This is a genomic window from Polycyclovorans algicola TG408 (assembly GCF_000711245.1).
Taxonomy (GTDB): domain Bacteria; phylum Pseudomonadota; class Gammaproteobacteria; order Nevskiales; family Nevskiaceae; genus Polycyclovorans; species Polycyclovorans algicola.
This window is the reverse complement of record NZ_JOMH01000001.1, coordinates 2,222,033-2,244,570: the sequence shown is the minus strand read 5'-3', so window position 1 is coordinate 2,244,570 and position 22,538 is coordinate 2,222,033. Positions and strand designations below refer to the sequence as shown.

Here is a 22,538-nt window from a genome sequence, read left to right as displayed (position 1 = left end):
TTGAACCGCCCCAAGTATCCCGGAGGCCATTTAGTCTGAGTCACGCAGCTTTGACGTACTCAGGGTGTTGTGCATAGTAGTTAGCTTCTGCTTCGGCTGGCGGGATGTGCCCGATGGGCTCCAGCAGTCTTCGGTTGTTGAACCAGTCCACCCAGTTCAAGGTGGCCCATTCGACGTCCTCGCGTTTGCGCCATGACGACTGCCGGTGGATGACTTCGGCTTTGAACAAGCCGTTGATGGTCTCGGCCAGGGCGTTGTCATAGCTGTCGCCGACGCTGCCCACCGAGGGCTCCAGTCCCGCGTCGACCAGGCGCTCGGTGTATCGAATCGAGAGGTACTGGACGCCCCTATCGCTGTGATGAACCAGCCGACCCGATCCAAAGGGCTTTCGGTCGTGCAAGGCTTGTTCCAAGGCATCGAGCACGAAATCGGTGCGTGCCGATGATGAGGCTCGCCAGCCGACGATGCGTCGGGCGTAAACATCAATGACAAAGGCAACATAGACAAAGCCCTGCCAGGTGGACACATACGTGAAGTCGGACACCCAAAGCTGGTTTGGCCGATCTGCCTTGAACTGCCGTTGTACGTGATCCAGTGGGCATGAAAGGTTCTTGTCACTGAAAGTGGTGCGCACCCCCTTGCCGCGAATCACGCCGCGCAGCCCCAGCCGCTTCATCAGCCGTGCCACGGTGCATCGCGCAACTCCTACCTGCTCGCGTCGCAATTGGCGATAGACCTTGCGTACTCCGTAGACCCGGAAGTTGTCGTTCCAGATTTGCTGAATCAACGGGGTGAGTTGATCGTCTCGTTTAGCTCGAAGAGATCGTTGTCCTGGATCCCGCTGCTGGGCAGCGTGTGCGTAGTAGGTCGATGGGGCAATCGGCAGCACTTTGCAGATCGGCTCGACCCCATGGACATCACGATGTGCGTCGATGAACGCCTTCATCGTTTGAATGGGCGGTCGAGCTCCGCCTGAGCAAAATACGCAGATGCCTTGCGCAGAATCTCGTTGGCCTGACGCAGTTCGCGAACCTCGCGCTCCAGCGCCTTCAGGTGCGCCTTCTCGTCGGTGGTCAGGCCCTCCCGCTGCCCAACATCACGCTCGTGCTGCCGGACCCACACCCGCAGGGTCTCGGCCTTGCACCCCATCTTTCCAGCAATCGATTCCATCGCCGCCCACTGCGAGCTGTAGTCAGATTGATGCTCCAGCACCAGCCGCACCGCTCGCTCCTTCAGCTCCGGGGAATACCGTATTCCTTTGTTCATCGCTCCATCCTCTCAAGGTTTAGAGCCTCCGGGAAAGATGGGGCGGTTCAGCGCAGTCTCATCGCCACAAAGGCGGAAATATCCGAAGTGTGGACCATGGCCAGAGGGCGGGTCGCAAGCGGCCCGAGCGCGTCTAGTAGCCGAGCTATCGATTTCAACTCGGCCTTCGCTGTCTTCTTGCGCGGCGAGATTTCTCGCGAGTAACGCTCTAACGCCTCACCCAGCGTGATCGTCTCGGACAGCCGCTGTGCGGCAAATCGACCGCTCTTGAGCGCATCACGCCGCTGATCCAGCCATTGAACCGCGTCTTCCTCAAAGAGGAAGTTCTTAGTGATGCGCGTGCCGTCAACCATCAGCCACGCACGAAACCGATGGTCCCCAAGCCTGGAAATGCGCCCGGCTTTCTTCTTCCCATTCTTCTTCACACCAAGCTCCCGAAGTGGACTCTTGGTGGAGGTACCTGACTTCACTACAAATTCTTTGTGGCCCAGAATTTGCCCAAGAACGCGAAAATTAGACGCTTGGGATGTGAGAACTACGCATAAGCCCTTGATTTAATTGGTGCCGCGAAGAGGAATCGAACCTCCGACCTACTGATTACGAATCAGTCGCTCTACCGACTGAGCTATCGCGGCATTTGCAAGGGCGCGAAGTATAGGTGGCGACCTTCGGTGCCGCAATACGGCCGAAAAACCAACGTCAGCGACGTTGCCGGGGCACAATTGAGCGATGACCGATGACGCCTCCGAAGCAGACGCCCTGCTGGTGCTGACCAACGCGCCGCCCCTTGAGGCCGACGCAATGGCTCGGCACTGCGTGGACTCGGGCCTGGCGGCTTGCGTCAACGTGATGCCCGCCATGACCTCGGTGTATCGCTGGCAGGGTGAGATCGAGACGGCGACCGAGCAGCTACTGCTGATCAAGACCTCAAAAGCCGCCTATCCCGCACTGCAGGCGGTCATCGAGGCACACCACCCTTACGAACTTCCAGAGATCATTTCAGTCCCACTCGGGCCCAGTTCACCCCGGTATCTGCAATGGCTCGTTGCCCAAATTTCGCCGTGACCCTGCTGAGCTGCGCCTGCGCGCTGGGCGGGGTCACGCCGGCCGTGGCCGGCGGCTACAAATTCAACGACCCGGACGCAGCGCTGCTGCCAGCCGACCAAGCCTTCACACCGGTTTCGGCCACTTGGCGGGAGGGCAAGGTCGAGCTGGGCATCCGCATTGAGCCGGGCTACTACCTCTATCGCCACACGCTGACCGTGACCCAGCCGATGCCGCTGGCCACCGTGACATTGCCCGACGGCGAGGCGTATCACGACGAATTCTTTGGCGACGTCTTCATCTACCGCGACTGGGTCAGCGCACGATTTGACGCGGCCTCGGCGCCCGAAGCCGTGACCGTGCGCTACCAGGGCTGCGCAGACGCGGGCGTGTGCTACCCGCCGCAGACCGCAACCCTGCCTGTCACCAAGGCCCGTCAACGATGAAATCATCAATTTGGGCGACGGTACTGCTGTGCGTCGCCTCTGCTACCGTCGGCTTCGGCCTGTATCGCTGGCTGGCGGCGCCGGACGAGCCGGCCGACGCGGCCACGACCGAAGCGGCGGCCGTCACCGCCGAGACGGTCGCGGCAATCAACCTGACCCGGCTCGACGGCAGCGTCACGACCCTCGACCAGTGGCAAGGCCAGTGGCGGCTGGTCAACTTCTGGGCGTCGTGGTGCCCGCCCTGCCTGAAGGAGATCCCGGTCCTGGTCGACGCCCAGACCCGCTGGCAGGACCGCAACCTGCAGATTTTGGGGCCGGCCATGGACCCCGTCGGGCGCGCCACCGAGCTGTCCGAGCGACTGGGTATCAACTATCCGGTGTTCTATGGCAACCAAGAGATTTCGCAGGCGGCCGCGGCGCTGGGGGACACTCTGGGCGCCTTGCCCTACTCGGTGCTGATTGATCCACAAGGCGCAATCCGCCATCAGAAACACGGCGAATTTGATGCCGTGGAGCTGGAACGGCTGCTGAAAACCCACCTTGGCGGGTAATCACAGCGATCTTCCCCCAACATGGCGTTATCTTGAGTTATCAGGCACTATTGCCGCTTGATTTTCGCCACCCGGGGGCGCCGTGCAAACCGTCTTGCTGATCAATGGCCCCAACCTCAACCTTTTGGGGCAGCGCGAGCCCGAAACCTACGGGTATCAGACCCTCAAATCGGTCGAAGAAGCGCTGACCGCGCGCGCCGCAAGCCTAAAGCTCACGCTCCATTGTCGGCAGAGCAATCACGAGGGTGTACTGATTGATCATGTGCAAAGCGCCGGCCGCACCGCCGCCTTCGCCATCATCAATCCCGGCGCACTGACGCACACCAGCATCGGCCTGCGCGACGCGTTCTTGGCGGTCGGCCTGCCATTCATCGAGGTTCACCTCAGCAACATTCATGCGCGCGAGCCCTTTCGCCAGCACTCGTATCTCGCCGACATCGCGGCCGGCCAGATCATGGGCTTGGGACCGGTCGGCTACCGCCTGGCGCTTGACGCCATCGCCGAGAAGCTGGCCGCCGCCGCACCGCATTCATCTTGACGTTTATCGCCCTCCCTTCGGAGTTAATTCAGATGGACCTTAGAAAAATTAAAACGCTGATTGAGCTTGTCGAGCAATCAGGCATTGCCGAGCTGGAAGTCAAGGAGGGGGAGACCGCCGTCCGCATCAGCCGCTCACCGCCGCCGATGCCCCCCCAGCAGTACGCACAGCCACCACCACAGCAAGCCGCAGCGCCCGTTGCAGCGCCGCCGGCCGCAGTTGCAGCACCAGCCGCCCCTGCCGTTGACACCCGCCACGTGATGCGGGCACCCATGGTCGGTACCTTCTACCGCGCACCCTCACCGGGCGCGAAGAACTTTGTCGAAGTGGGCCAGACCGTCGCTGTCGGTCAGACGCTGTGCATCATCGAAGCAATGAAAATGCTCAATGCCATCGAGTCCGACAAGTCGGGCGTGGTGGTCGAGATCCTCGCCGAGAACGAAAAAGGGGTGGAGTTCGACCAGCCGCTCTTCATCATCGAATAGGCCGGCCATGAGAAAGATCAAGAAGATTCTCATCGCCAACCGCGGTGAGATCGCACTGCGCATCCTGCGCTGCTGCCGTGAGATGGACATCCGTACCGTGGCCGTGCACTCCGCCGCCGACCGTGACCTCAAGCACGTGCTGCTCGCCGACGAGGCCGTGTGCATCGGGCCGGCCGCTGCTCCGAAAAGCTACCTGAGCATGAGTGCGTTGATTTCGGCGGCTGAGGTGACCCAGGCCGACGCCATACACCCCGGCTACGGCTTCCTTTCAGAAAACGCCGACTTTGCCGAGGGGGTTGAGCAGTCCGGTTTTATCTTCATCGGTCCGCGCCCCGAAACCATCCGCATGATGGGCTCGAAGACCAACGCCAAGGCCGAGATGATTGCCGCAGGTGTGCCCTGCGTGCCGGGCTCGGAGGGCGTGTTGCCCGACGACGAGGCCAAGTGCCACGAGACGGCCAACCAGGTCGGCTATCCGGTGTTGATCAAAGCGGCCTCGGGCGGCGGTGGTCGCGGCATGCACGTTGTGCGCTCGCCAGAGACCCTGATCGAGAAAATCCAGATGGCCCGCGTCGAGGCGCAGAACGCCTTCAACGACCCCGACGTGTTCATGGAGAAATACCTGGAAACACCGCGGCATGTGGAGTTTCAGGTGCTGGCCGATGGCGAGGGCCACGCCGTACACCTGGGCGAGCGCGACTGCTCAATGCAGCGACGCAATCAGAAGGTGGTCGAAGAGTCCCCCGCCCCTGGCATCACCCCCGAGCAGCGCGCCGAAATCGGTTCCCTGTGCGTGGCAGCGTGCAAACGCATCGGCTATCGCGGCGCCGGCACCTTCGAGTTTCTTTACGAGAACGGCAAGTTCTATTTCATTGAAATGAATACCCGTATCCAGGTCGAGCACCCGGTCACCGAGATGGTCACCGGGGTTGACCTGATTCGCCAGCAAATCCAGATCGCCGCCGGTCAGGGCCTGAAGTTGCAGCAGGACGACATCCCCTTTATCGGCCATGCCATCGAATGCCGCATCAACGCCGAGGACCCGGAAAAGTTCATCCCCTCGCCCGGCAAAATCGACAAGTACCACGCACCCGGTGGTCCCGGCGTGCGGGTCGACAGCCACATCTACTCGGGCTATTCGGTACCGCCGCACTATGACTCGATGATCGGCAAGCTCATCGTTCACGGTCGTGACCGCCCGGCAGCCATCGCGCGGATGAAACAAGCGCTGTCCGAGATGGTGATTGAGGGCATCAAGTGCAACATTCCGTTGCAGCAGCGGATCATGAACGACAAGGTGTTTGCGCGCGGCGAGCACAACATTCACTACCTCGAGAAAATGCTGAACCGCTCGGTTTAGTAATTGCCAAAGCGCTGCTAGACTTCAAGCTCAAACTCGCGCGGCCAGTGGCAGGCCGCAACCCGCCCGCGCAGCGTCTGCTGCGCGGGCGGATCTTCTAAGCCGCGAAGTCGATGGCGCGACTCTATTGATGTCGATGAACGGAACGCCTTGCCGACGACGCGGTCTTCTCGGGGCGGGTTTGAACAGCGGCGGCTCTTCCAGCGCCGGCAAGGGCAGCAAATCCCCACTTCGCGAACAGTGAGTAACCCTATGCGTCTGAAGCGCCCGCTGCACTCGATCGTCTTGACGTTTGCCGGCGGCGTCACGCTGGCCATGGTGAGTGGCCATGCGATGGCCCAGGAATCCATCAGCGGTGTTTACCTGCGCGCCACGGATCATGACGCCACGCTGGCCGCCGCCGCCTACCAGCGCGATGCTGCAACCTATGCCACACCTTTGGCACGCAGCGCGCTATTGCCGCAGCTCGGCGCCACCGGCAACTACACCTACAGCGACTCCGAAACCGAGCTGTCCGGCCAGCCGCCTCAAACCCGCACTGGAACCAACCGCAACATCAGCGTCGCGCTGGAACAGGCGGTGTTCAATCTCGCGGCATTTCGGCAGTTCGATCAGTCCAAACAGCAGGTTGCGCTGGCCGAAGCCGAGTACGCGCTGGTGTCACAAACCCTGATTGAGCGCGCGGCCACCGGCTACTTCAACGTGCTCGCGGCGCAAGATTTTCTGCGATTCGCCCGCGCCGAGAATGAAGCGGTCGGGCGCCAGCTTGACCAGGCCAAAGAACGCTTCGAGGTCGGGTTGGCCGCCATCACCGATGTGCAAGAGGCGCAGGCGCGCTTCGATCTGACGCAGGCGACGATCATCGATGCCGAGCGCCAGGTCCGAGTCGCCGAGTTGTCACTCGCCGAGATTGCCGGTGATGGCATTGGTGAACTGCGGCCGCTGCAGGAATCTATTCCCCTGCCCGCGCCCAATCCGGCGAACCCCGACCTCTGGACCGAGTCCGCGCTCAACAACAACCTGACATTGCTCAGCGGGCACTACGCGGTCGACCTCGCCAGTTCCGATGTCGACATCAACCGCGCCGGCCGTATGCCCACCGTCAGCGCGCGCGCGGACTACACCAACGGTCGCTCCGAAACCGGCGTGTTTCCCTCGGACAGCAGCGGCACCAGCATCGGTCTGCAGTTCTCGGTGCCGATCTTCAGCGGCCTTGCCGTGAGTTCGCGCGTTGACCAGTCGCGTAGCGTGCTGATGCAACGCGAGGCCGAGCTGCTCAGCCTGCAACGGCAGGTCGAGCGTGATGTTCGCGACGCCTTCCAAACGGTCAACTCCAACGCCGCACGCGTCAAAGCGCTGGAGCAGGCGGTGCGCTCCAGTCGCACGGCACTCGAGGCCAGCGAAACCGGCCTGGAAGTCGGCACGCGCACGGCCATCGACGTACTCGATGCCCAACAGTTGCTGTATTCCGCTGAGCGCAACGCGGCCGAGGCGCGCTATGCCTACCTGTTGAGCGTGCTGCGCCTGAAAGCGGCCGCTGGCCAGCTTGAAGTCTCTGACCTGCGTGAGTTTGACCAGTACCTGCAGCCCTGAATCATCCTGGCGCCCGGCGCCCTTCATAGCCTTGGTGAAGCTGCGGCGCCCGTGCGCCGCTGAACCTGAGCGCGGAGCCGTCCATGTGGTTGTCTGATCAAGCGGTCAAGCGTCCGATCTTCGCCACCGTGCTCAACCTGCTGCTCGTCGTGTTCGGCATTTTCTCTGTTGCCCAGCTGTCGGTGCGCGAATACCCCGACATCGATATTCCGGTGGTGTCGGTCGAAACGCTCTACAGCGGCGCCTCGGCCGCGATCATGGAAACCCAGGTCACGCAGATTCTGGAAAACCAGCTCGCCGGCATCGAAGGGGTGCGCCGCATCACCAGCGCTTCACAGGAAGGCCGCAGCAGCATCAACATCGAGTTCGAGCTGTCTCGCGACATCGACGCGGGTGCCAACGATGTCCGTGACCGCGTATCGCGCGTGCTCAGTGAACTGCCCGAGCAGGCCGACTCACCGCGCATCCAGAAGGCTGACGCCGACGCCTCGCCCATCGTCTGGTTCGTCTTGACCAGCGACCGGTTGAGCAATCTTGAACTGTCGGATTACGCCAACCGCTACATCCTCGACCAGCTCAGAACCATCGACGGCGTCGCCGACGTCCGTCTTGGCGGCAGCCTCGATTACGCGATGCGTGTCGAGATTGACCGCCACGAACTGGCGGCGCGCGGGCTGACGGCCGAGGACGTCGAAAACGCGCTGCGCAACCAGAATGTCGAACGCCCCGCCGGCCGCATCGAGTCCTTGCAGCGCGAGTTCACCCTGCGCACCCCGCGGGCGTTCGAGAGCGCCGAGGCGTTTCGCAATCTGGTCATCGCCCGTGGTGATGATGGTTTTGTGACCCGTCTGGACGATGTCGCCCACGTGCTGCGCGGCGCCGAAAACCCGCGCACCTCGTTCAAGGCCAACGGCGTGCTGTCGCTGGGTCTGGGCGTGCTGCGCACCTCCACCGCCAACACCCTGTCGGTCGCCAAAGACGCCCGCGCCGAGGTCGAGCGTCTGCGCGCGACCCTGCCGGAGGGCATGAACATCGAGCTCAACTTCGACTCATCCGAGTTCATCGAGGGCGCGCTGACCGAAGTGATCAAGACCCTGATCTATGCCTCATTGATGGTTGTGGTGGTGATCTTCCTGTTTCTCGGCAGCATCAAGGCGACGTTGATTCCGGCGGTGACGGTACCGATCTCGCTGTTGGCCTCATTCATTTTTCTTTACATGTTCGGCTTTTCAATCAACATCCTCACCCTGCTAGCGCTGGTGCTGGCCATTGGTCTGGTGGTTGATGACGCGATCGTGATGATCGAGAACATTCATCGCCGTCTCGAGCTCGGTGAGCCGCCGTTGCTGGCGTCCTATCGCGGCGCCCGTGAAGTGGGCTTCGCCATCGTCGCCACCACGGCCGTACTGATTGCGGTGTTCACCCCACTGGCGTTCCTTGATGGACAGGTCGGTCGCCTGTTCCGTGAATTCGCGCTGGCGCTCGCAGCATCGGTGTTCTGCTCGTCCATCGTCGCCCTGACCTTGGCACCGGTGCTGGCCAGTGCCCTGTTCAAGGCGAAAAAATCGGACGGGCACTCGGAACCGACGTTGATTGATCGCCTCTTCAACCGACTGAGTGCGGCCTATACCCGGCTGCTGGAAACGCTGATTACGCGCGTCTGGATCGGCGTTGCCCTGTTCCTGCTGCTGCTGGGCGCGAGCGCACTTTTCATGACCCTGGTCAAGCAGGAATTCGTGCCTTTTGAAGACCGCGGCGGATTCTTCATCAGCGTCGTCGGCCCGGAGGGCGCCAGCTTCCCGGCGATGCTCGACGTCATGGATGAGGTCGAAGCCCCGCTGGTCACCCGCCTTGGCGGAGAAATTGAACGTCTGCTGGTACGTGTCCCCGGCTTTGGCAGCGGCGACGAGGTCAACAGTGGCTTCGTGATTGCCACCCTGTCCGACTGGGACAGCGGCCGCCGTGGCACCGACGTCATTGCCGAGGAGGTGGGTCGTGAAGTGGCCAATCTGCTGGACGCGCGCGCCTTCGTGATTCCGCGTCAGGGCTTCGGCCTGCGGCTGACGCAAGCGGTGCAGGTCACCATCGGCGGCGGAACGTTCGACGAGCTCGCGCAATGGCGTGATCGCGTCCTGGCGCGCGCCGCCGACGAGCTGCCCGGCCTGGTGCGACTCGATTCGGACTACCGCGCCACCAAACCGCAGATCGAACTCGACATCGATCTCGACAAGGCAGCCGACCTGGGCGTCACCAACCTGCAAATTGCGCAGACGCTGGAAACCTTCATGAGCGGTCGCCGCGTGACCACCTACGAAGACGACGGCGAGGAATACAACGTGCTCATCCAGGCGCCCGATGACGCGCGCCGCAGCCCCGATGTGCTCGACGAAATCTACGTGCGCTCCAGCCAGAACGAACTGGTGCCGCTGGCAATGCTGGTCAGCACCCGCGAGGTCGCGGCCGCCGCCACGCTCAATCGCCTTGACCGGGTGCGGACCATCACCCTGTCGGCAGGCCTGGCGCCCGGCTATACGCTGGGCGAGGCGCTGGAAGACCTCGAAACCCTGATCCGCGAGGAGCTGCCCGAGCAGGTGCAGGTGAACTACAGCGGCGAATCCCGCGACTTCAAGGACTCGGCACAGTCGATCTTCCTCGTGTTCGGCATGGCGTTACTGGTCGTCTACCTGGTGCTGGCCGCGCAGTTCGAGAGCTTCGTGCATCCGCTGGTGGTGATGTCCACCGTGCCGCTGGCGATCTTCGGCGCGCTGTTGGGGCTGCTGACCTTCGATCAGTCCTTCAACATCTATTCACAAATCGGCATGGTGATGTTGATTGGTATGGCGGCGAAAAACGGCATCCTGATTGTCGAGTTTGCCAACCAGCAACGCGATGCCGGCATGGCCTTCGACGAGGCATTGATCACGGCGTCGGCAATTCGGCTACGCCCCATCCTGATGACCACACTGTCGACCGTCGCCGGCGCCGTGCCGCTGATCCTGTCCAGCGGCGCAGGGTCTGAGGCGCGGATGATTCTCGGTCTGGTGGTCTTTGGTGGGGTCGCCCTGTCGGCCGTCATCACCCTGGTGGTTGTGCCGTGCTTCTACGCGCTCTTGTGCCGTAAAACCGGCTCGCCCAACCAGCGCGAACATGCGCTGGACGCCCTGTATGACCGCGAGCAAGTCGAAACAGGCGCCCGCGCGCCATCGCCCCCGGCAACGCGTCAGACCTAAAAGCGCATCAGGGTCACAAAAAAGCCGCGCCCGGAGATGGGCGCGGCTTTGTCCTTCGAGCCGATGGCGTCAATGAAAATAGGCGCCGTCAAGCGGCAGGTTTCTTGCTCTCGCGCTTGGCCTCGGCGTTTTCGTAAACGATGAAAGGCTTGACCTCGCCCCGCACCACGGCCTCGTCGACCACCACTTTCGAGACATTGGTCATCGACGGCAGGTCATACATCACGTCCATGAGAATGTTCTCAAGAATCGTGCGCAGGCCACGGGCGCCGGTCTTGCGCTCACGCGCACGACTGGCGATGGCCTTGAGGGCGTCATCTCGAAACTCCAGCTGCGCGCCTTCCATCTGAAACAGCTTGCCGTACTGCTTGACCAGCGCGTTCTTCGGCTCGCAGAGAATCGCCATCAATGCCGCATCGTCGAGTTCGTCGAGCACCGCCGCCACCGGCAGGCGGCCGACAAATTCCGGGATCAGGCCGTAGCGCACCAAGTCGTCCGGCTCCAACTGACGGAGCAGGTCATTCTGCGCCTTGGCCGCCTTCTTTGACTTGACGTCGGCATTGAAGCCGATGCCGGTCTTCTCGGTACGCTGGGTGATGATTTTGTCTAGGCCGGGGAACGCGCCACCGCAAATGAACAGGATGCTGGCGGTGTTGACCTGCAGAAATTCCTGCTGCGGATGCTTGCGCCCGCCCTGCGGCGGCACGCTGGCGATGGTGCCTTCCACCAACTTGAGCAGCGCCTGCTGCACGCCCTCGCCGGACACGTCCCGGGTAATCGACGGGTTCTCGGACTTGCGCGCGATCTTGTCGATTTCGTCGATATAGACAATTCCGCGCTGGGCCTTTTCGACGTCGTAATCGCACTTCTGCAGCAGTCGGGCGATGATGTTTTCAACGTCTTCACCGACGTAACCGGCTTCGGTGAGCGTGGTGGCATCGGCAATGGCGAACGGCACATCCAGCAGCCGCGCAAGCGTCTCGGCCAGCAGGGTCTTGCCCGACCCGGTGGGGCCAATCAGCAGCACGTTGGACTTGGCGATTTCAATGCCGTCGGCTGCGCCCTGGGTCGACAGGCGCTTGAAGTGGTTGTAGACCGCCACCGACAGAATCTTCTTGGCGATGTCCTGACCGATGACATATTCGTCGAGCACCGCGCGAATCTCGTGCGGCTTGGGCAATCCAGTCGAGACGGGCTTGCTCTGCACTTCTTCACGAATGATGTCGTTGCACAGGTCCACGCACTCGTCGCAGATATAGACCGACGGGCCGGCGATCAACTTGCGGACTTCGTGTTCACTCTTGCCGCAGAAAGAGCAGTACAGAACACGTCCGCCGGTGCTTCTGGCTTCGTGACTCATGGGCGTCCTCGGTATCTGGTTTGTCTCGTCATAGACCTTTTCTCACTGCAATCGCCGGGCCGGACGCGGGTCAGCGGTTGCATTGAGACCCTCACTCGGTGGTTGGCGCCGCCGGGCGCTTGTCGATGATGCTGTCGATCACACCATAGTCCTTGGCCGCGTCGGCGGTCATGAAGTAATCGCGTTCCACGTCCCGCTCGATGCGCTCCAGCGGCTGCCCGGTGTGATGGGCCAGCAGCGCATTGAGTCGCTCGCGGATGTAGAGAATCTCTTTGGCCTGGATCTGGATGTCGGTTGCCTGACCCTGCGCGCCGCCCGAGGGCTGGTGAATCATCACCCGCGAGTTGGGCAGGCAATAGCGCTTGCCCTTGGCGCCGGCAGCCAGCAGGAAAGACCCCATGCTGCACGCTTGGCCGACGCAGATCGTCGCCACGTCGGGCTTGATGAACTGCATGGTGTCGTAGATCGACAGCCCGGCCGTGACCACGCCGCCGGGTGAGTTGATGTAAATGTGAATGTCTTTGTCGGGGTTCTCCGACTCAAGAAACAGCAACTGCGCGACCACAAGGTTGGCCACGCCGTCATCGATCGGCCCGGTGAGAAAGATCAGTCGCTCTTTCAGCAGGCGCGAAAAGATGTCGAATGCGCGCTCGCCGCGAGCGGTCTGTTCCACGACCATGGGCACGAGGGAGGCGGCAGTCAGAGAAGAGGTCATGTTGAGGTCTTGAACTAGGGAAGCACAAAAATAACGCAGTCCGCGAATGCGCGTGCATTCGCGGACCGTGTCGGTGACGCGGGGCCAGCGACCCAACGGGTCACATCAGCCAGGCTGGCCCTGCTGCTGTGGTCGCAAAAGGTCTTCCAGCGACTGCGTCACGCTGTTGACCGTCGCCGAGGCCACCAGGCTGTCGACCACCTGGTCCTCGAGGACCATGGCGCGCAGGCCCTGCAGCAGGTCGGGGCGCGACTGATAAAACTGCTTGACCTGCTCGGGCGAGTCGTAATCGGCGGCGATTTGTTCGATCTCGACGTTGACGCGATCGGCATCGAGCTTGATCTCGCGGGTCTTGATGACCTCACCCACCAGCAACCCCAGCGCCACGCGGCGCTTGGCCTGCGGCTCGAACAGGCTGGCCGGCATCATCTGGTCGAGCTGCTCGGGCGAAATCTGTTCAAGGTTTTGCAGACCCATGCGTTGGGCCGCTTCCTGCTGCATGCGTGGCAGCTCGGCCGTCACCAGCGCTTCGGGCACTTCGATGTCGTTGGCCTTGAGCAGCGCTTCCATCACCTGCTGCTTGACGTTGTTGCGCACCGCTTTGTCGCGCTCCTTGAGCAAGGCCGTCTGGCATTTCTCGCGCAGACTGGCGACGCCACCCTCGGGGTCGATCTGGTGGCTCTTAAGAAATTCCGGATCGGCAATGTCGGGCAACTCGGCGCCTTCAACCTGTTTCAGGTTCACGTCAAACTGTGCCTGCTTGCCGCGCAGGGCTTCGGCACGGTAGTCCTCGGGGAAGTCGACCTTAACCGAGAAATTTTCGCCCGCCGCATGGCCTTCAATGCCCTTTTCAAGGTCGGGCAGGAAGCGGCCTTCACCGAGCTCCACCTTCACGTCGCTGCCACTGCCGCCGTCGAATGCTTCGCCGTCGATCTTGCCCACGAAGTCGATGGTGACGTTGTCGCCCTTCTCGGCGGCCCGCTCGACAGGCGCGAAGACGCGCTTGGCGCGACGCAGATTGTCGATCAGGCGGTCGATATCCGCGTCGGTGACGGTGACATCGGGCTTGTTGATCTGGATGCTTTCCAGACCACTGAGCACCACCTCGGGATAGATCTCGAACTTGGCCACGTATTCCAGCGGCTCACCGGTCTTCTCGGTGGTGATGTCGATCTGCGGCTGACCGGCCGGCGTGACGCCTGACTGTTTGACGGCCGCCGGATAGCTGGCATTGACCAGATCGTTGATGGCGTCAAACCGTGCGGCCTCGCCGTACTGCTGCTCAAGCACCTTGCGCGGAGCCTTGCCAGGCCGGAACCCAGGCACCTTGGCGCGGGCAGACATGCGCTTCAGACGATCATTCACGGCATCAGTAAGGCGCTCGGCTGGCAACCGGACGTGCAATTCGCGGCGCAGGCCGCCGGGCGTGTGAAGCGTGACTTCCATAGGACTCGACTCGAAAACTCGTAAGTGAACTGAACAATCCTGCCGCAGCAGCAGGCGCCAGGGATGATGGGGTGGTGCGAAAGGCGAGACTCGAACTCGCACGCCTTGCGGCGCTGGAACCTAAATCCAGTGCGTCTACCAATTCCGCCACTCTCGCGCGCGGCCTTCCTTTCAATGACCGGCCCCGAAAAGGCGGGCCTGACAATCAAAATAATGCCGTGCAAAACAGCGCGAAAGTATATCAGCGCCCCGCCAACAAGCGCCGCTCAGGGTTTGGTGCCGTCCTCGGCAGCGGCCAGATAGGTCAGCGCATGGCGGCGAATGTCGGCGGCAAAGGTGTCGCCAAAGCCATACCAGATGCGCTGTATGGTGCCGCCGGCATCGATCAGGTAGGTCGCCGGCAGGCGCCAGACGCCATAGCTATGCGCTGCAAGCCCCAGCGTGTCGATGATGATCGGGTAGTCCACCGGCACGCGGCTGAGAAACTGCTCGGCTTTTTCGGGCTCACGGTCCATCGCCACGCCCACCACTTCAAAAGCGTCCGCATGCCCGGCGGCGTGAAGGTCGGCGCGAATCTGGTTGATCTCGGGCATGGCCAGAATGCACGGGCCGCAGTACGACGCCCAGAAATCGACCAGCACCACCTTGCCGCGCAGGCCGCTAAGGCGCAGCGGCTCGCCGCGCAACATCGGCCCGGCGATTTCGGGGGCTTCGCTGCCTGGCGGGATACCGGTCGGGGCTGCCATTGCCCCGGTCGGCAGCGCCATCAACACGACCAGCCAGACGGCCCGCAGCCGGTTTGCGCATGTGTTCATGCGCGCCATTGTCCGCCATTGATCGCGTTCAGGTGTTCGGTGGTCAGGGGCTCAAAGGGCCCCTTGGCCGACCAGCGCACGTAGAGCGGGTCATTGACTTGCGCCGGGTCGAAGCCCTCACGCTTCAGGTCCACCTTGCGGTACTTGAACGTGGCGGTGGTGTCCTGCTCGGCTTTGATGCGGATGAACGCCGGCACCGCGTACGCCGGCAGCTTGCGGCCCAGCGCGTCGGCCAGCGCCCCGCCGTCGAACTCGCCGCTGAGCGTCAGCGCCGCCATGCCGGCGCGACCCTCGGCATGGGGCACCGCCACGCCGTAGACCACGGCTTGCTCCACCCCATCAATACCGGCAAATGCGGCCTCGACCTCGGTGGTGGCAACGTTTTCGCCTTTCCAGCGAAAGGTGTCGCCCACACGGTCGACAAACTGGATGTGGCGATACCCCTGGTCGCGTACCAGGTCACCGGTGTTGAACCAGCAATCACCGCGCACGAACACGTCGCGCAGCAATTTGGCTTCCGTGGCCTTGGGGTCGGTGTAGCCGTCGAACGGCGTGCGCTCGGTGACCTCGGTGATCAACAGCCCCACCTCACCGGCCTTGACCTCTTCAAGGTAGCCGTCGTCACCGCGCTGCGGCTGCTCGCCGTCATGGTCAAAGCGCACCACCGAAAACGGCATGGGACAAAAGCCCGCCGTGCGCTGCAGGTTGAAACCATTGACGAACGCCAGGTTCGACTCGCTGGCGCCGTAAAACTCGCTGACATTGGCGATGCCGAAGCGTGACTGGAACGCGTCCCAGATTTCTGGCCGCAAGCCGTTGCCGATGATCGCCCGCACTCGGTGCTGGCGATCCTTGACCGACGGCGGCTGGTTGACCAGGTAACGGCAGAGCTCGCCGATATAGCAGAACGCCGTGGCGTCGGCCTTGCGCACGTCATCCCAGAATCGCGTGGCGCTGAATTTGCGGGCCAGTGCCAGGCTGGCACCTGAGCCCAACACCGCGCCCAGGCTCACCGTGAGTGCGTTGTTGTGATAAAGCGGCAGGCAGCAATAGAGTCGGTCATCGGCGGTCAGCCGCAGGCCCATTTGCCCGAGCCCCGCCATGCCACGCAGCCAGCGGTAGTGGGTCATTTTTGAGGCCTTGGGCAGGCCGGTGGTGCCGCTGGTGAAGATGTAAAAACAGGTGCTCGACGCGGTGAGGGTGGCGGTCACGCGCAGGTTGTCGGCCGGGGCCTCGGTCATCAGCGGGGCCAGCAGATCTGCACCACGCGGCGCTTTCTCGCCATCCCACAGCACCGCCGGCTTGGCGGGTTGCTTGAGGGCGGTCACCGACTTCCACGCCGCGGCGCACTCCTCGCCCACCAGCATCAGTTTGGGCCCGGTCAGGCTCAGTGAGTGCGCCAGCACTTCACCGCGCTGCTGATGATTGAGCATTGCGGCCACCGCGCCGAGCTTGACGGTACCCAGCGCCGCGGCAAGGACCAGCGGCCGGTTCTCAACCAAGATGCCGACCGTGTCACCGGCGCCGATTCCGCGCTGCTGCAGCACCTGCGCAAACCGGTTGGCCCAGGCGTTGAGCTCGGCATAAGTCCACGCCTGTCCTTCGAAGACCAATGCCACCGCCTCGGGCGTTTTGGCGGCTTGCTGTTGCAGCAACAGACCTATCGACTTTTTCGAGGTCGGGCGTAGGGTTGCCAGGTTCCACAGGCCTTTGGCCAACCTCGGCGTGGTGCCGGCACCGGCAATGGCGCCGCGCACCAGCGCGCGAAGCGTGACGCGATCGCCAGCGGGGTCGGAGTTTGCAGCCATGGCGGATGTCCTCGTCGTTGTTATCGTAGTGGTCAATGATGATGCCACTGCAGATCGCCGAGGCGGTAGGCTAATCCGACAACCATAACGGCGACAAAAGCCAACCCCGGGGAGCTTCGATGGAACAGAGTCCGCTGATCGCCATAGGGCTGCCCATTGCCCTGTTCATCATCATGATCGGCATGGGGCTGACGCTGACCCTGCACGACTTCACCCGGGAGGCCAGAGCGCCGCGCGGTGCGGTCATCGGCACCGTGTTGCAGTTGCTGGTGATGCCGCTGGTCGGCCTGTTGCTGGCGGGCTTGCCGGGCTTGAGCGCGGCGGTGGCCATCGGCGTGGTGATTCTGGCCGCCTGTCCTGGCGGCACCACGTCGAACCTGATCACCTTTCTCGGTCGCGGCAATGTGGCGCTGTCGATCGTGCTGACGGTCATTGCCAGCCTCGCCACCATCGTCACGCTGCCGCTCTGGGTGAATCTGGCGATGGCCCGCCTCGGTGCCGAAACCGAGGTGCCACTGACGCTGCCGTTCCTGCAGACGGTGATCATGCTGTCGGTCATCACGCTCATCCCGGTGGCCATCGGCATGCTCATTCGCGCCCGCAATGCCAACCTCGCGGCGCTGGCCGAGCGCGGCGTGAGCCTGTTCGGCGCGCTGGTGCTGGTGCTGCTGGTGGTGGGGCTGGCCTACACCAATCGCGAGAATCTGCTGGGTCTACTGGTTCAGGCCGGCCCCGCGTGCGCGGCACTGAATGTCATCGGTTTTGGCCTGGGCTTTTTCGCGGGGCGCCTCAGCGGATTGAGCTGGCGCGACTGCGTAACCCTGTCGGCCGAGCTGGGCATCAAGAACGGCACGGTGGGCCTGCTGGTGGCGCTGTCGATCCTCGACAACAGCGAGATGGCGGTGCCAGCGGCGGTATACAGCATCATGATGTACGGCTTCGGTGCACTGCTGATCGCCATTGGCCGACAAAAGATCCCCGCTCCGCAACCCTGAGAACCCGAGATGCCGACCCAGCTTTTTGACCTGAAAGACCGAATCGCACTGGTCACCGGCGCCTCGCGCGGCATCGGCGAAGCCACCGCCCGACTGCTGGCCGAACAGGGCGCCCACGTGGTGCTGTCATCGCGCAAGCAGGCCGACCTTGACGCCGTGGCCGCCTCCATCATCGCCGGCGGCGGCAAGGCCTCAGCCATCGCCGCGCACCAGGGTGATTCCGAGGCGCTGGCGCGCTTGGTGACCGAAATCGACCAACGCTTCGGGCGGCTCGACATTCTGGTCAATAACGCCGCTGCCAATCCTTACTTCGGCCACATCAGCGACACGCCGATGGGCATGGTCGACAAAACCCTGCAGGTCAACGTCAAGGGCTATTTCGAGTTGGCCGCATTAGCCTCGAAACTGATGCAGCGCAACGGCGAGGGCGCCATCGTCAACATCGCCAGCATCAATGGTGTGACGCCGGGCCCGATGCAGGGGATCTATTCGATCACCAAGGCAGCGGTCATCAACATGACCAAGGCCTTTGCCCGCGAATGCGCGCCGTGGGGCATCAGGGTCAACGCCGTGCTGCCCGGCCTGACCGACACCAAATTCGCGTCGGCCCTCACCACCAACCAGGAGATGCTCGATCACTTTCTGCCCAGCATTCCGCTGGGCCGGGTCGCCCAACCGAACGAGATCGCGCCGGCCGTGCTGTATCTGGTGTCGGATGCGGCGAGCTATGTCACGGGCACGACATTGACCGTGGATGGCGGGTTTCTGAGTTGACTGACTGCGCCGTGGCACGGCTGGCAGTGGCAGTGGCAGCACCAGGCGCTTGCCAGCCCTGGTCTCAGTGACGGCGGAGGCTGCGCCACAGCGCTCGGTAGTGCGTCACATCACTGGACGTTATGCTCAGGCGACGAGAAAGTCTGCGGGCAATTTCGCGATAAAAACTGCGGCCAAAGCCACTGTGCCGCGCGCAAAGAGCTTCGACCTGCGGCTGCGAAATCACCAGCAGGGTGGTCTGCTCGAGCGCCGAGATCGTGCTGATGCGGGCGTGACCGGAATCCAGCACGGCCATCTCTCCAAAGCAGTCACCACTGCCGAGCCGTGCCAGCTCCTCGTCGTCACCGTGTTCGTTGCGCTTCATGACTTTCACGCCGCCGAGCATGATCACGAACATCGAATTGCCGATGTCACCTTCGCGAAACAGGGTCTCGCCGGCCGGGAGTGTTTCCTCGACGGTCGTACTCGCCAGTAATGCGAGTTCCTCAGGTGAGAAATCCTGGAACAGCAGCGTTGAACCCAAGGCCTTCGCAACGTCCATCCGAGCTCCCCGCGACGAGTGATGTTCGAAGAATAGCACTCGCATTCATCCGCTTCCGCAATGTGATGCAGGCGCCGCTCACACCGATTTGCGTCGCCCGGCCGTCCGCTTCTTGCCGGGCTTCACATCCTGCAAAAACTGGCTGATCTGCGGCCACAGTCGCTGCGGTTTGAGGCGCAATTCAAGAATGCTGTTGGCCTTGAGCAGACGCGACTGCGACAGCTCCTGGTGGAGCACGTAAGCGTCCTGAAACTCGTGGAGCCGGTCGCGGGCGTGGGCAATGATCAGCGTGGGCATGGTCAGTTTCTGGCGCTGCTGCTCGGTCGGCACGATCGAACCCACGAGGACGCCGTGCAGCACCGCGGCCATATGACTCGGCGTCATCGACAGGGTGTTAATCACTGACGCTGCGACTTCGTTGCGCGGGCGCGGACGTTTGGCCAGCCAGCGGGCGAACGGCCCTTGCAGAAACGGCAGATAGCGCGAGCTGACCAGCAGCGGTCCGAGCATGATGATGGCCCACGGCGCCGACCATTCCATCACCGGCATTTCGAGGAGCATCGCCTGCACCCGCTCGGGTGCCTTGTGGGCGACGTGCAGCGACACGATGCAGCCCAGCGAAACGCCGCCGATGACCGCCTTGTTGAAGCCCAGATGGTCCATCACGGCCAGCACCTGTTCGGCGTAAAAGTCGGCGCGGTGGTCCTTGGGATCACTGCTGCGGTCGCTGCGGCCGTGGCCGAAAAAGTCGAGCAACACCACCTCGTAGCCCTCGCGGACCATCTTGCGCGCCAGCCCGCGATTGATGCCCGAGTCCAGCAGGATGCCGTGCAGCAGGATCAGTGGCGGGTCACCGGCGCGGCCCCAGCGTTCGTAGGCAATCTGCGAATCGTCGAGCCAGAAGCGCCCGGTGGTGACGGCAGCCAGTTCGGCCATGCGAGGTCAATCCTTATTTGAGTTCAGCAGATGACTTGTTCAGTAATCGACGGGCGATAATCAGCAACTGAATCTGCTGGGTGCCCTCGAAGATATCGAGAATCTTGGCGTCGCGCGCCCATTTTTCCAGCAAGTGGTGCTCGCTAAAGCCGGCGCCACCGAGCAGCGCAATGCAGCCCAGCGCCACGTCGACGGCACCCCGCCCGGCCTTGGCCTTGGCGATGGACGCCTGCAGCGAGTTCGGCCTGCGGTTGTCGGCCATCCACGCGGCCTGCAGGGTCAGCAGGCGGGCTGCCTCATAGTCGGCTTCCAGGGCGATGAACTGCGCGGCGGCCGATGACATGCGGGACGGCTGAGCGCCGTAGTCGATCTCGATGCCGGCGACCTCAAGCTGCGCGCGGGTTTCATCGAGGCAGGCGCGCATCAGCCCCACCGCCATGCCGGCCACCAGCGGCCGGGTGTTGTCAAAGGTTTGCATGACCCCGGCAAACCCCTTGCCCACGTCGATGTCGGGCGAGCCCAGCAGGTTTTCCTTAGGGACCCGCACGTCTTTCAGCACGAACGCGGCGGTGTCGGAGGCCTTGATGCCGAGCTTGTGTTCCAGCCGCACCAGTTCGAAGCCGGGGATGCCTTTTTCGACCACGAAGCTCTTGATCGCCGCGCGGCCCACGTCCTTGTCCAGGGTCGCCCAGACGACCACCAGATCGGCGCGCTCACCGCTGGTGACGTAGATCTTTTCGCCGTTCAGAACGTAGTGATCGCCGTCTAGCCTGGCGGTGGTGCGGATCGCCGCCGAGTCGCTGCCGCAGTGCGGCTCGGTGATCGCCATCGCGGCCCAGCGGCCGGCGAAGCGCTCGAGTTGCTCGGGCGTGGCCACCGAGGCGATGGCCGAGTTGCCGAGGCCCTGTCGCGGCATGGCCAGCAGCAGCCCGACGTCGCCCCAGCACAATTCCATCACGCCCAGCACGGTGCTCAGATTGGCGCCGTTGCGGTTGTTTGCGTCGCCGGTGTCGTCGCGCCGCACGCCGGCCGCGCCCGCACCGCTGGTGCCGCCGGCAGCATTCAGGCCATCGAGCAGCGCGGCAAGCAGTTCCAGCTCTTGAGGCGCCTCGTGTTCGGCGCGGTCGTAATGACGCGAGTTGGGGCGGAAGATTTCCTGCGCGACCTGCTGCGCCTGCTTGACCAGCGGCCTGAATTTTTTCGGGGTTTCGAGATGAATCATGTTGTTCTCCTCAAACGACGAGCACGCCGTCCATCACCGCGCAGGCCCGCAGATCGCGGTACCAGCGCTCGACGGGATATTCCTTGGTGAAGCCGTGGCCGCCGAGCAGTTGCACGCCGTCCGAACCGATCTTCGCCAGCTTGTGCTGGGTGAATTGCCGCGCCAACGCCAGCGCGCGGGCAGCGGGTTGGCCGGCATCGAGCCGGCTGGCGGCGCACAGCGTGAGCAGCCGCAGGCCTTCCAGTTCGATGGCCATGTCGCTGATTGCGAAGGCGACCGACTGGCGGTGGCTGATGGGCTCACCGAAGGCCTGACGCTCGTTGACATAGGGCATCACGAAATCCAGCACCGCCCGGCCGGTGCCACAGCCCAGGGCGCGCCACGCCAGCCGTGAGCGCAGCACCACGCCTTCGAGACTGTCGGCATCGCCCAACAGGGCACGCGCCGGCACGGCCACGTCGTCCAGCTTCAGGCGCACCGTGCTGGCGGCACGCAGGCCCATCGCCGGTTCGGGCGCCACGCTCAGCCCGGCGCTGCCGCCTTCGACGATGAACAGATGGGGTCGGTCCTTGAGCATGGCACTGACGATCAGTAACTCGGCGTCGGCGCCGCGCACCACCAGCGATTTCTCGCCGGTCAGCCGGTAGCCGCCGGTGGTGGCGATGGCCGTGGTTTGTGGCTGTATCGGATCGGCCAGCGGCTGCGGTTCCATCAAGGCCAGCGCGGCACTCGGCAGCCGCTCGCCGGTGAACGCCGACAGATAGGTCGCCTGCTGCTCGCCACTGCCGAGATCGGCGAGCACCGTGGCCACCGAGACGGGGGCCAGACAGGCCACGGCGAGGCTGAGATCACCGTAGGCCAGCGCTTCGGTGGTCAGCACGTTGGTGACGGCCTCGCGCGTCTGCCCCGCGCCGCCCAGGGCTTCGGGGATGTTGAGCAGGGCGAAGCCCAGGCCATCGGCGGCGGCAAGCAGGGCGTCCGGCGCCGCCAACGCCTCGTTGGCCGGGCCTGCAGCGGGTCGCAATTCGCCATCGGCAAAGCTGCGCGCCGCATCAATGAGCATCTGTTGCTCGTCGCTGGGGGTCAGGTCGAACAACTCAGCCGACGGTGCTGTGGCCATTCGTGCGGGCTGGCCCAGTCCCTTGACCGCCTTGAACGATTGTTGCGCCGCCCTGATGGCCTGAAAGCCGCCGCGGGTCCCGACCGCCAGCGCCTTTTCGGAAAAAACCTTGACGCCGGGCCGTTGCATGAACGGCAGTTTGGCGAGGCGGTTGACCAACGCCAGGCCGCTGCCCGTGAGGTCACGTTTGGCCATTGTCAGCTCCGGAGTGCGATGAACGGGATAACGAGTATGAACCGCAGGATCGCGCCCGGATTGGCCGCAGCGCCCGGGCAACGGGCCCACCGGCGCAC

21 protein-coding genes, 2 tRNA genes and 1 other annotated feature are annotated in these 22,538 nt (G+C 63.3%); of the genes, 10 read left to right on the top strand and 13 right to left on the bottom strand.

The window, feature by feature from the left end; genetic code table 11:
* Positions 1-40: 40 nt before the first annotated feature.
* From U741_RS0110810 to U741_RS0110795, 3 genes are all read right to left on the bottom strand, one after another.
* Positions 41-1,266, bottom strand: a protein-coding gene (locus U741_RS0110810) for an IS3 family transposase (RefSeq protein ID WP_152551571.1) whose coding sequence is annotated in 2 segments (ribosomal slippage) — positions 41-981 and positions 981-1,266 — 1,227 coding nt in all. Because the reading frame shifts where the segments join, the coding sequence is not laid out codon by codon here.
* Positions 872-988 (bottom strand) — a sequence feature (AL1L pseudoknot). (Overlaps the previous gene by 117 nt.)
* A gap of 47 nt (positions 1,267-1,313) precedes the next feature.
* A complete protein-coding gene (locus tag U741_RS0110800) occupies positions 1,314-1,691 on the bottom strand; it encodes a hypothetical protein (RefSeq protein WP_152551570.1) in 378 nt (125 codons plus the stop codon).
* Positions 1,692-1,825: 134 nt separating this feature from the next.
* Positions 1,826-1,901 (bottom strand) — tRNA-Thr (locus tag U741_RS0110795).
* Positions 1,902-1,995: 94 nt separating this feature from the next.
* Between U741_RS0110795 and cutA the strand changes: the two genes are divergently transcribed.
* From cutA to U741_RS0110755, 8 genes are all read left to right on the top strand, one after another.
* Positions 1,996-2,331 carry a divalent-cation tolerance protein CutA gene (cutA, locus tag U741_RS0110790; RefSeq protein WP_029890484.1) on the top strand — a complete coding sequence of 112 codons (336 nt, stop codon included), beginning with the start codon at positions 1,996-1,998 and terminating at the stop codon, positions 2,329-2,331.
* A complete protein-coding gene (locus U741_RS0110785) occupies positions 2,328-2,756 on the top strand; it encodes a protein-disulfide reductase DsbD domain-containing protein (protein ID WP_029890483.1) in 429 nt (142 codons plus the stop codon). Before cutA ends, U741_RS0110785 begins: the two co-directional genes overlap by 4 nt.
* On the top strand, positions 2,753-3,307 hold the full coding sequence (locus U741_RS0110780) for a TlpA family protein disulfide reductase (RefSeq protein WP_052378707.1): 555 nt from the start codon (positions 2,753-2,755) through the stop codon (positions 3,305-3,307). The genes U741_RS0110785 and U741_RS0110780 overlap by 4 nt, the downstream gene beginning before the upstream one ends.
* 82 nt (positions 3,308-3,389) lie before the next feature.
* Positions 3,390-3,845: a type II 3-dehydroquinate dehydratase gene (gene aroQ / locus U741_RS0110775; protein WP_029890481.1), complete on the top strand. Its 456-nt coding sequence runs from the start codon at positions 3,390-3,392 to the stop codon at positions 3,843-3,845.
* A gap of 32 nt (positions 3,846-3,877) precedes the next feature.
* Positions 3,878-4,330: an acetyl-CoA carboxylase biotin carboxyl carrier protein gene (gene accB, locus U741_RS0110770; RefSeq protein ID WP_029890480.1), complete on the top strand. Its 453-nt coding sequence runs from the start codon at positions 3,878-3,880 to the stop codon at positions 4,328-4,330.
* A gap of 7 nt (positions 4,331-4,337) precedes the next feature.
* Entirely contained in the window at positions 4,338-5,690 is a 1,353-nt protein-coding gene (accC, locus tag U741_RS0110765) for an acetyl-CoA carboxylase biotin carboxylase subunit (RefSeq protein WP_029890479.1), read from the top strand.
* A gap of 252 nt (positions 5,691-5,942) precedes the next feature.
* Complete coding sequence (locus U741_RS0110760) at positions 5,943-7,283, top strand: TolC family outer membrane protein (protein WP_029890478.1); 1,341 nt, start codon at positions 5,943-5,945, stop codon at positions 7,281-7,283.
* Between the two features lie 83 nt (positions 7,284-7,366).
* A complete protein-coding gene (locus U741_RS0110755) occupies positions 7,367-10,513 on the top strand; it encodes an efflux RND transporter permease subunit (protein WP_052378706.1) in 3,147 nt (1,048 codons plus the stop codon).
* An 88-nt stretch (positions 10,514-10,601) separates the two neighbouring features.
* Here U741_RS0110755 and clpX read toward each other — a convergent pair whose 3' ends face one another.
* From clpX to U741_RS0110720, 6 genes are all read right to left on the bottom strand, one after another.
* Positions 10,602-11,873 carry an ATP-dependent Clp protease ATP-binding subunit ClpX gene (gene clpX, locus U741_RS0110745; RefSeq protein WP_029890476.1) on the bottom strand — a complete coding sequence of 424 codons (1,272 nt, stop codon included), beginning with the start codon at positions 11,871-11,873 and terminating at the stop codon, positions 10,602-10,604.
* A gap of 91 nt (positions 11,874-11,964) precedes the next feature.
* Positions 11,965-12,588 carry an ATP-dependent Clp endopeptidase proteolytic subunit ClpP gene (clpP, locus tag U741_RS0110740; RefSeq protein ID WP_029890475.1) on the bottom strand — a complete coding sequence of 208 codons (624 nt, stop codon included), beginning with the start codon at positions 12,586-12,588 and terminating at the stop codon, positions 11,965-11,967.
* A 105-nt stretch (positions 12,589-12,693) separates the two neighbouring features.
* Positions 12,694-14,034, bottom strand: a complete 1,341-nt coding sequence (tig, locus tag U741_RS0110735) for a trigger factor (RefSeq protein WP_029890474.1) — start codon at positions 14,032-14,034, stop codon at positions 12,694-12,696.
* 72 nt (positions 14,035-14,106) lie between these two features.
* A tRNA-Leu gene (locus U741_RS0110730) sits at positions 14,107-14,191 on the bottom strand.
* 109 nt (positions 14,192-14,300) lie between these two features.
* Positions 14,301-14,849 (bottom strand): peroxiredoxin family protein, encoded by a 549-nt coding sequence (locus U741_RS0110725; protein WP_161776180.1) that lies wholly within the window; start codon positions 14,847-14,849, stop codon positions 14,301-14,303.
* Positions 14,846-16,657: a long-chain-acyl-CoA synthetase gene (locus tag U741_RS0110720; protein ID WP_052378704.1), complete on the bottom strand. Its 1,812-nt coding sequence runs from the start codon at positions 16,655-16,657 to the stop codon at positions 14,846-14,848. The genes U741_RS0110725 and U741_RS0110720 overlap by 4 nt, the downstream gene beginning before the upstream one ends.
* Before the next feature lie 119 nt (positions 16,658-16,776).
* Between U741_RS0110720 and U741_RS0110715 the strand changes: the two genes are divergently transcribed.
* Positions 16,777-17,652: a bile acid:sodium symporter family protein gene (locus U741_RS0110715; protein WP_029890471.1), complete on the top strand. Its 876-nt coding sequence runs from the start codon at positions 16,777-16,779 to the stop codon at positions 17,650-17,652.
* Positions 17,653-17,661: 9 nt separating this feature from the next.
* Positions 17,662-18,426 carry an SDR family oxidoreductase gene (locus U741_RS0110710; protein ID WP_029890470.1) on the top strand — a complete coding sequence of 255 codons (765 nt, stop codon included), beginning with the start codon at positions 17,662-17,664 and terminating at the stop codon, positions 18,424-18,426.
* A gap of 64 nt (positions 18,427-18,490) precedes the next feature.
* Here U741_RS0110710 and U741_RS0110705 read toward each other — a convergent pair whose 3' ends face one another.
* The 4 genes from U741_RS0110705 to U741_RS0110690 are packed head-to-tail and all read right to left on the bottom strand — an operon-like array spanning position 18,491 to position 22,440.
* On the bottom strand, positions 18,491-19,006 hold the full coding sequence (locus tag U741_RS0110705) for a Crp/Fnr family transcriptional regulator (RefSeq protein ID WP_161776178.1): 516 nt from the start codon (positions 19,004-19,006) through the stop codon (positions 18,491-18,493).
* Between the two features lie 39 nt (positions 19,007-19,045).
* Entirely contained in the window at positions 19,046-19,903 is an 858-nt protein-coding gene (locus U741_RS0110700) for an alpha/beta fold hydrolase (RefSeq protein WP_052378702.1), read from the bottom strand.
* Positions 19,904-19,916: 13 nt separating this feature from the next.
* Positions 19,917-21,125 carry an acyl-CoA dehydrogenase family protein gene (locus tag U741_RS0110695; protein ID WP_029890467.1) on the bottom strand — a complete coding sequence of 403 codons (1,209 nt, stop codon included), beginning with the start codon at positions 21,123-21,125 and terminating at the stop codon, positions 19,917-19,919.
* A 10-nt stretch (positions 21,126-21,135) separates the two neighbouring features.
* A complete protein-coding gene (locus U741_RS0110690; RefSeq protein ID WP_029890466.1) occupies positions 21,136-22,440 on the bottom strand; it encodes an acyl-CoA dehydrogenase family protein in 1,305 nt (434 codons plus the stop codon).
* Positions 22,441-22,538 lie beyond the last annotated feature (98 nt).

Excerpts from the sequence above, each read along its gene's own strand:
- U741_RS0110720 (WP_052378704.1), bottom strand. The coding sequence starts at position 16,657 with ATGGCTGCAAACTCCGACCCCGCTGGCGATCGCGTCACGCTTCGCGCG.
- U741_RS0110780 (WP_052378707.1), top strand. The coding sequence starts at position 2,753 with ATGAAATCATCAATTTGGGCGACGGTACTGCTGTGCGTCGCCTCTGCT.
- U741_RS0110710 (WP_029890470.1), top strand. The coding sequence starts at position 17,662 with ATGCCGACCCAGCTTTTTGACCTGAAAGACCGAATCGCACTGGTCACC.
- U741_RS0110755 (WP_052378706.1), top strand. The coding sequence starts at position 7,367 with ATGTGGTTGTCTGATCAAGCGGTCAAGCGTCCGATCTTCGCCACCGTG.
- cutA (WP_029890484.1), top strand. The coding sequence starts at position 1,996 with ATGACCGATGACGCCTCCGAAGCAGACGCCCTGCTGGTGCTGACCAAC.
- tig (WP_029890474.1), bottom strand. The coding sequence starts at position 14,034 with ATGGAAGTCACGCTTCACACGCCCGGCGGCCTGCGCCGCGAATTGCAC.
- U741_RS0110725 (WP_161776180.1), bottom strand. The coding sequence starts at position 14,849 with ATGAACACATGCGCAAACCGGCTGCGGGCCGTCTGGCTGGTCGTGTTG.
- U741_RS0110760 (WP_029890478.1), top strand. The coding sequence starts at position 5,943 with ATGCGTCTGAAGCGCCCGCTGCACTCGATCGTCTTGACGTTTGCCGGC.
- accB (WP_029890480.1), top strand. The coding sequence starts at position 3,878 with ATGGACCTTAGAAAAATTAAAACGCTGATTGAGCTTGTCGAGCAATCA.
- U741_RS0110715 (WP_029890471.1), top strand. The coding sequence starts at position 16,777 with ATGGAACAGAGTCCGCTGATCGCCATAGGGCTGCCCATTGCCCTGTTC.
- accC (WP_029890479.1), top strand. The coding sequence starts at position 4,338 with ATGAGAAAGATCAAGAAGATTCTCATCGCCAACCGCGGTGAGATCGCA.
- U741_RS0110700 (WP_052378702.1), bottom strand. The coding sequence starts at position 19,903 with ATGGCCGAACTGGCTGCCGTCACCACCGGGCGCTTCTGGCTCGACGAT.
- U741_RS0110695 (WP_029890467.1), bottom strand. The coding sequence starts at position 21,125 with ATGATTCATCTCGAAACCCCGAAAAAATTCAGGCCGCTGGTCAAGCAG.
- U741_RS0110690 (WP_029890466.1), bottom strand. The coding sequence starts at position 22,440 with ATGGCCAAACGTGACCTCACGGGCAGCGGCCTGGCGTTGGTCAACCGC.
- clpX (WP_029890476.1), bottom strand. The coding sequence starts at position 11,873 with ATGAGTCACGAAGCCAGAAGCACCGGCGGACGTGTTCTGTACTGCTCT.
- clpP (WP_029890475.1), bottom strand. The coding sequence starts at position 12,588 with ATGACCTCTTCTCTGACTGCCGCCTCCCTCGTGCCCATGGTCGTGGAA.